The organism is Aeromonas rivipollensis, from assembly GCF_010974825.1.
In the GTDB taxonomy this organism is placed as follows: Bacteria; Pseudomonadota; Gammaproteobacteria; order Enterobacterales; family Aeromonadaceae; genus Aeromonas; species Aeromonas rivipollensis.
On the sequence record NZ_JAAILA010000020.1, the window covers coordinates 48,023 to 54,877 of the forward strand.

Sequence of the window (6,855 nt, forward strand, 5' to 3'; positions counted from 1 at the left end):
GCCGATCTTAGCAGACTGCCTTCTGCTTAATAAAGTTATCTACACAGGCTTCGATTTCGGCGGCGGTCGCATAGCTCAGAGCCTGGTCTGCCATTGCCTTCACATCTTCGAAGTTGGTGTTGCGGATAAGCTTCTTGATACGCGGTACAGAGATGGCGCTCATGGAGAACTCATCCAGACCCATACCCAGCAGCAGCAGGGTGGCGCGTTCGTCACCAGCCAGTTCACCGCACATACCGGTCCACTTGCCATTGTCATGGGAAGCGTCGATTACCATCTTGATCAGGGTCAGGACGGAGGGTGACAGCGGGTTGTACATGGCGGAAATCATCTCGTTACCACGATCGACAGCCAGGGTGTACTGGGTCAGGTCATTGGTACCGATACTGAAGAAATCCACTTCCTTGGCCAGATGATGAGCCATCACGGCAGCAGCCGGGGTCTCGATCATGATACCCACTTCGATGGATTCATCAAAGGCTTTGCCGTCGGCACGCAGTTCGGCCTTCAGCTGTTCCACGGTTGCCTTGAGGCTGCGGAACTCTTCGACGGAGATGATCATCGGGAACATGATGCGCAGTTTGCCGAAGGCAGAGGCGCGCAGTATGGCCTTCAGCTGGGCGTGCATGATGTCTTCGCGATCGAAGAAAATACGCACGGCACGCCAGCCCAGGAAGGGGTTCATCTCTTTCGGGAAATTCATGTAGGGCAGTTCTTTGTCGCCGCCGATGTCCATGGTGCGGACGATGATCGGCTGATCCGGCATGGCCTCTGCCACTTCTTTGTAGGCCTTGAATTGCTCATCTTCGGTCGGCAGTGCATCGCGGTCCATGAACAGGAACTCGGTGCGGTACAGACCCACGCCTTCGGCGCCATTGCGGATGGCACCCTCGGTATCCTTGACGGTACCTATGTTGGCGCAGACTTCGACCTGATGACCATCCAGCGTGATGGCGGGCAGATCTTTCAGCTTGGCCAGTTCGTCCTTCTCGGCCTGGAACTGAGCCTGGAATTTCTTGGCTTCAGCCAGCTGCTCGGCGGTCGGGTTGATGATGATCTGGTTGTTGATGCCATCCAGAATCAGCATTTCACCGTTGTTGACGCGCGCAGTGATGTCGTTGGTGCCCACTATGGCCGGCAGCTCCAGGGAGCGGGCCATGATGGAGGTGTGAGAGGTACGGCCACCGATGTCGGTGACAAAACCCAGCACGTATTTCAGGTTGATCTGAGCGGTTTCGGACGGGGTCAGGTCTTTGGCGACCAGGATGACCTCTTCGTCTATGGTGCTCAGGTTGACAACGGCGATGCCCAGCACGTTCTTCACCAGACGGGTACCGATGTCACGGAAGTCGGTGGCGCGCTCGCGCAGATAGGGGTCATCCAGCTCGGCCATCATCTTGGCGTACTGTTCGATCACCTCATAGATGGCTTTGTCGGCGGATGCCTTGTTGTCTTTGATGAAGGATCTGATATCCCCTTCCAGCTCCTCATCTTCGAGCAGCATGATGTGGCCTTCGAAGATGGCCTCTTTTTCTTCACCGAAGGTACGACCGGCCATCTCTTTGATGGCTTCCAGCTGTGCGGCTGACTTGGTGCGGGCTTCGAGGAAGCGGTTGATCTCGACGTCAATCTGGTCAGCAGAAATCTTGCCCTGATTGATAACGATTTCATCTTCTTTCAGAAGAAGCGCCTTACCGAATGCGATACCGGGGGACGCAAGAATGCCAGATATCATAATCCTTCCTATTAAAACGACTGTGGGGGAGGAGTAAAGCTGGATTACTCCAGCTCGTCCATCAGGGCAACCAGCTTCTCAACGGCTTTCTGAGCGTCCGGGCCGTCGGCCTGGATGGTCACGTTGGTGCCTTTGGTCAGGCCCAGGGTCTGCAGCTTGAACAGGCTCTTGGCGCTGGCGGATTTGCCACCGGAGACCACAGTGATCTCGCTTTGGAATTCTTTGGCTTCTTTCACGAACTGAGCTGCGGGACGGGTGTGCAGGCCGTTTTCAGCAGTAATAACAACAGACTTCTCGTACATGGTTTCACCCCATATTATTGATATTGTGTGGAGAGATGGTCGCTAATGAGGCTTCCTGTCTCACCGTGTCAGTATGGATATGTTGTAAAGTAACGAAATCAGACCCGCAATGGTTTAATCCAGGTCAATTTTCTGTGCAGTATTCGGCGTCCAGGCTAAGTCTTTTCGTTATCGGGCTGAAAGCCGCGTCAGGACTGGCCTGAAATTAATTTATAACGAAAAATAACACTTTGTTACCTTGTGATACCTAGCCGGTAAACACCTCGTGACGCGGCACAGGATATGAGATTTATCACAGAATGTCTGCTTTTTTTGTCAGGCCCAAGTTTGTTATTTTACCCCAAAAAATAAGGGGCCGACTGACACTGATGGCTACTGAGTTTAGCGCATAATGAAAACGGCGCCCCAGGGGCGCCGTTGTTTTGATGTAAGACGATCAATTACTGCTGCAGTTCCTGCTCGCTGAACACGCCGGCGAAGAGGGCGCTGGAGAGGTAGCGTTCGGCGGCGCTTGGCAGCACGACGACGATGGTCTTGTCCTTGAACTCCGGCAGCTCGGCCAGACGGGCTGCAGCCACCACGGCGGCGCCTGAGCTTATCCCCGCCAGTATGCCTTCCTCTTCCATCAGGCGGCGAGCCATCTCGATGGACTCCTCGCTGCTCACCTGTTCGACGCGGTCCAGCAGGGTCAGATCCAGGTTGCCCGGAATGAAGCCGGCGCCAATGCCCTGGATCTTGTGGGGGCCGGGCTTGATCTCTTCACCCGCCAGTTTCTGGCTGATGACGGGGGACTCGGCCGGTTCGACCGCGACCGAGATGATGGCCTTGCCCTTGGTCTGCTTGATATAGCGGGAGACCCCTGTGATGGTGCCGCCGGTGCCGACACCTGCCACAAACACATCCACCTCGCCGTCGGTGGCATCCCAGATCTCGGGGCCAGTGGTCTGCTCATGGATCTCGGGGTTGGCGGGGTTTTCGAACTGCTGCAGCAGCACATACTTGCCCGGCTCGGATTCCAGGATCTCGTTGGCCTTGGCGATGGCGCCTTTCATGCCCAGGGGCCCTTCGGTCAGCACCAGGTTGGCGCCGAGCGCCTTGAGCAGCTTGCGACGCTCCAGGCTCATGGTGGCCGGCATGGTCAGGGTGATGGGATAGCCACGGGCAGCCGCCACGAAAGCCAAGGCAATACCCGTGTTGCCGCTGGTAGGCTCGATGATCTCCTTGCCCTGGGTCAATACACCGCGTTTCTCGGCATCCCAGATGAGATTGGCACCGATCCGGCACTTGACGCTGAAGCTGGGGTTGCGGCTCTCGATCTTGGCCAGCACGCGGCCCTTGGTAACACGGTTGAGACGAACCAGCGGGGTGTTGCCTATGGTCTGGCTGTTGTCCTCAAAAATTTTGCTCATGGTGCTATCCCTGTGTTTGTTAAGGCGATGAAACAAGATTACCCTGTGGTTTCTGAATGAGAAGTGACGAATCGTTATAACAATATGTTATTACAACATATAGAACTTATTCTCTCTCGCCGAAGGACCTTGAGGTTCTCCTGCGACCAAAGGAATGGATCTCATGGGATTTGCAGGAAGCGATCGCTATCTCGCATCAAGGTCACTGAGTATGGCCGTCAATGCCGCCATAGTGCTGGAGAAGCCGCTGCTGATCAAAGGTGAGCCGGGCACCGGCAAGACGGTGCTGGCCGAGGCGGTCGCCGAGTCGCTCGGTGCCGACCTCATCAGCTGGCACATCAAGTCCACCACCAAGGCCCAGCAGGGGCTCTATGAATATGATGCGGTGGCCCGGCTGCGGGACTCCCAACTCGGGGATCCCCGGGTGGGGGAGATCCACCACTACATTCGCCGGGGCAAATTGTGGCAGGCGTTTTGCGCCGAGCAGCGCCCTGTGCTGCTCATCGACGAGATCGACAAGGCGGACATCGAGTTTCCCAACGATCTGCTGCTGGAACTGGATCGGATGGAGTTCGACGTCTACGAGACTGGCGAGCGGGTCAAGGCGCGCCAACGTCCCGTCGTCATCATCACCTCCAACAACGAGAAAGAGCTGCCGGACGCCTTCCTGCGCCGCTGCTTCTTCCACTACATCCGCTTTCCCGACAAGGCCGAGATGCAGGCCATTGTTAAACTCCACCATCCCAACCTCAAGGAGAGCCTGCTCTCTGAGGCGATGGATCTCTTCTTCGAGCTGCGTAATGTGGAGGGGCTGCGCAAGAAACCCTCCACCTCAGAGCTCTTGGACTGGATCCGCCTGCTGCTGGCCGATGACATAGCCCCCGAGGCGCTGCGCAGCCGGGAGCCGGGCAAGCTGGTGCCCGCCCTCTATGGCGCCCTGCTCAAGACGGAGCAGGACTTGCACCTGTTCGAGAAGCTGGCCTTCCTGGCGCGGCGCGGCGGCTGAATGCTGATCGACTTCTTCACCCATCTGCGTCGTCACAAGTTGCCCTGCAGCCTGCGCGAGTTGCTGGATCTCCATGGTGCCCTGGCGGCCGGACTCGCCAGCGTGGACATGGACGACTTCTATCGCTTGTCCCGCTGCCTGCTGGTGAAGGACGAGGCCCACCTCGATCGCTTCGATCGCGCCTTCGCCGAATACTACCAGGGGCTGGAGGCCATCCCCCTGCTGCCCGAGACGCTGCCGGATGACTGGCTGCGCCAGGAGTTCGAGCGGCTATTGAGCTCTGAGGAGAAAGCCTTGCTCAACTCCCTCGGCGGGCTCGACAAGTTGCTGGAGACCCTCAACCAGCGCCTGCGCGAACAAAAGGCGCGCCACGCCGGCGGCAACAAGTGGGTGGGCACAGGGGGCAGCAGCCCGTTCGGCCATGGCGGCTTTCACCCGGAGGGGATCCGCATGGGAGGGGAGGGCCAGCATGGCAAGGCAACCAAGGTGTGGGAGGCGCGCTACTACCGCAACTTCAGCGACGACTCGCCGCTCGGCCAGCGGGCCATCCAGCTGGCCCTGCGCAAGCTCAGGCGCTGGGTGCGCAAGGGCAATCCCTCGGAGCTGGATCTCGACGACACCATCAGCAGCACTGCCCGCCAGGGCTGGCTCGATGTGAAGCTGCGCCCCGAGCGCCACAACGGGGTCAAGCTCTTGGTGTTCTTCGATGTGGGGGGCTCCATGGATGCCCACGTAGCCGAGGTGCAGCGGCTCTTCAGTGCCCTGCGCCACGAGTTCAAGCACCTGGTGTTCTTCTATTTTCACAACTGCCTGTACGACTTCGTCTGGCAGGACAACAGCCGCCGCGCTCAGGAGCGCGTCGATACCCTGAGCTTGCTGCGCACCTACGGCAGCGACTATCGGGTGATTTTTGTGGGGGACGCCAAGATGGGCCCCTACGAGATCACCTGGCCTGGCGGCAGCGTGGAGCAGTGGAACGAGGAGCCGGGCCAGGTGTGGCTCGAGCGCCTGCAGCACCACTTCCCCAGGCTGGTGTGGATCAACCCTGTACCCAGGCAGGAGTGGCTCTGGCACCCCTCCATCAAGTTGATGAATGACGTGATTGGCGGGCGCATGCACCCGCTGACCCTGGCTGGTCTCGCCGGAGCGATCGATCAGCTATGAACCTCTGAACCCAAAAAAACAGACAAGCCGGGATTGCACCCGGCCAGGAGCAAAGATGACCTCTATCGTAATCAGTGGCTCAGGCCTCTATACCCCGCCCTTTGCCGTCAGCAACGAAGAGCTGGTGGCGGCCTTCAACCAGTATGTGGATCTCTACAACGAGGAGAACGCCTCCGCCATCGACGCCGGCCAACTGCCCGCCAAGCAGCATTCGAGCTGCGAGTTCATCGAGAAGGCCTCGGGCATCAAGAGCCGCCATCTGGTGAGCAGGGAGGGGGTGCTGGATCCCGACATCATGCAGCCCCTGCTGGCGGAGCGCCCCGATGACCAGCCCTCCATCATGGTGGAGATGGCGGTGGCCGCCGCCGAGCAGGCGCTGATCGCCGCCGGTCGCGAGCCGGGGGAGATAGATCTGGTCATAGTGGCGGCCTCCAACATGCCGCGTCCCTATCCGGCGCTCTCCATCGAGTTGCAGCACTATCTGGGGGCGAGCGGCATGGCCTTTGACATGAACGTGGCCTGCTCCTCCGCCACCTTCGGCATCAAGACGGCGGCGGATCTGCTGGCGGCCGGCACCGCCAGACTGGCCCTGGTGGTGAACCCCGAGATCTGCTCGGGTCACCTCAATTTCCGCGACAGGGACAGCCACTTCATCTTCGGCGACGCCTGCACCGCAGTGCTGCTGGAGCGGGAAGAAGATTGCAAGGTAGCCAACCCCTGGCAACTGGTGGCGAGCAAGCTGGTGACCCAGTACTCCAACAACATCCGCAACAACTTCGGCTTCCTGAACCGCTTCAGCCCGCGCACCCGCTATGGGGATGACAAGCTGTTCCGCCAGCAGGGGCGCAAGGTGTTCAAGGAGGTGCTGCCCCTGGTGTGTGACCAGATAAGCACTCAGCTCGATGGGCAGGGGTGGGCGGCAGACTCTTTAAGCCGGCTCTGGCTCCATCAGGCCAACCTCACCATGAACCAGTTCATCGGCCGCAAGCTGCTGGGCCACGACGCCAGCCAGCAGGAGGCGCCGGTGATCCTGGACAGCTACGGCAACACCAGCTCGGCGGGCTCCGTCATCGCCTTCCACCTGTTCAACCAGGACTTGCCGAGCGGGGCCCGCGGCGTGCTCTGCTCCTTCGGCGCCGGTTACTCCATCGGCAGCCTGTTGTTGCAGCGCCTCTGAGTGCCGCCATCCGGCGGCAGCAAAAAACCACCCGAGCGGGTGGTTTTTTTAGGCTATGTCCC

The 6,855-nt window shown here is 59.3% G+C and carries 6 protein-coding genes; 3 read left to right on the forward strand and 3 right to left on the reverse strand.

Translation table 11 applies throughout. The features are described from left to right. Positions 1-7 precede the first annotated feature (7 nt). The 3 genes from ptsI to cysK all read right to left on the reverse strand — a co-directional run bounded on the left by ptsI (position 8) and on the right by cysK (position 3,446). Positions 8-1,735 carry a phosphoenolpyruvate-protein phosphotransferase PtsI gene (gene ptsI / locus G4923_RS13310; RefSeq protein ID WP_111910032.1) on the reverse strand — a complete coding sequence of 576 codons (1,728 nt, stop codon included), beginning with the start codon at positions 1,733-1,735 and terminating at the stop codon, positions 8-10. Positions 1,736-1,779: 44 nt separating this feature from the next. After that, positions 1,780-2,037: an HPr family phosphocarrier protein gene (locus tag G4923_RS13315; RefSeq protein WP_005303128.1), complete on the reverse strand. Its 258-nt coding sequence runs from the start codon at positions 2,035-2,037 to the stop codon at positions 1,780-1,782. A 440-nt stretch (positions 2,038-2,477) separates the two neighbouring features. Further along, positions 2,478-3,446, reverse strand: a complete 969-nt coding sequence (gene cysK / locus G4923_RS13320) for a cysteine synthase A (RefSeq protein WP_106886198.1) — start codon at positions 3,444-3,446, stop codon at positions 2,478-2,480. 163 nt (positions 3,447-3,609) lie between these two features. Between cysK and G4923_RS13325 the strand changes: the two genes are divergently transcribed. The 3 genes from G4923_RS13325 to G4923_RS13335 are packed head-to-tail and all read left to right on the forward strand — an operon-like array spanning position 3,610 to position 6,793. Then, positions 3,610-4,452, forward strand: coding sequence for an AAA family ATPase (locus G4923_RS13325; RefSeq protein ID WP_163137355.1), 843 nt, complete (start codon positions 3,610-3,612; stop codon positions 4,450-4,452). Next, a complete protein-coding gene (locus G4923_RS13330) occupies positions 4,453-5,616 on the forward strand; it encodes a vWA domain-containing protein (RefSeq protein ID WP_163137356.1) in 1,164 nt (387 codons plus the stop codon). A gap of 55 nt (positions 5,617-5,671) precedes the next feature. Next, on the forward strand, positions 5,672-6,793 hold the full coding sequence (locus G4923_RS13335) for a beta-ketoacyl-ACP synthase III (protein WP_163137357.1): 1,122 nt from the start codon (positions 5,672-5,674) through the stop codon (positions 6,791-6,793). Positions 6,794-6,855 lie beyond the last annotated feature (62 nt).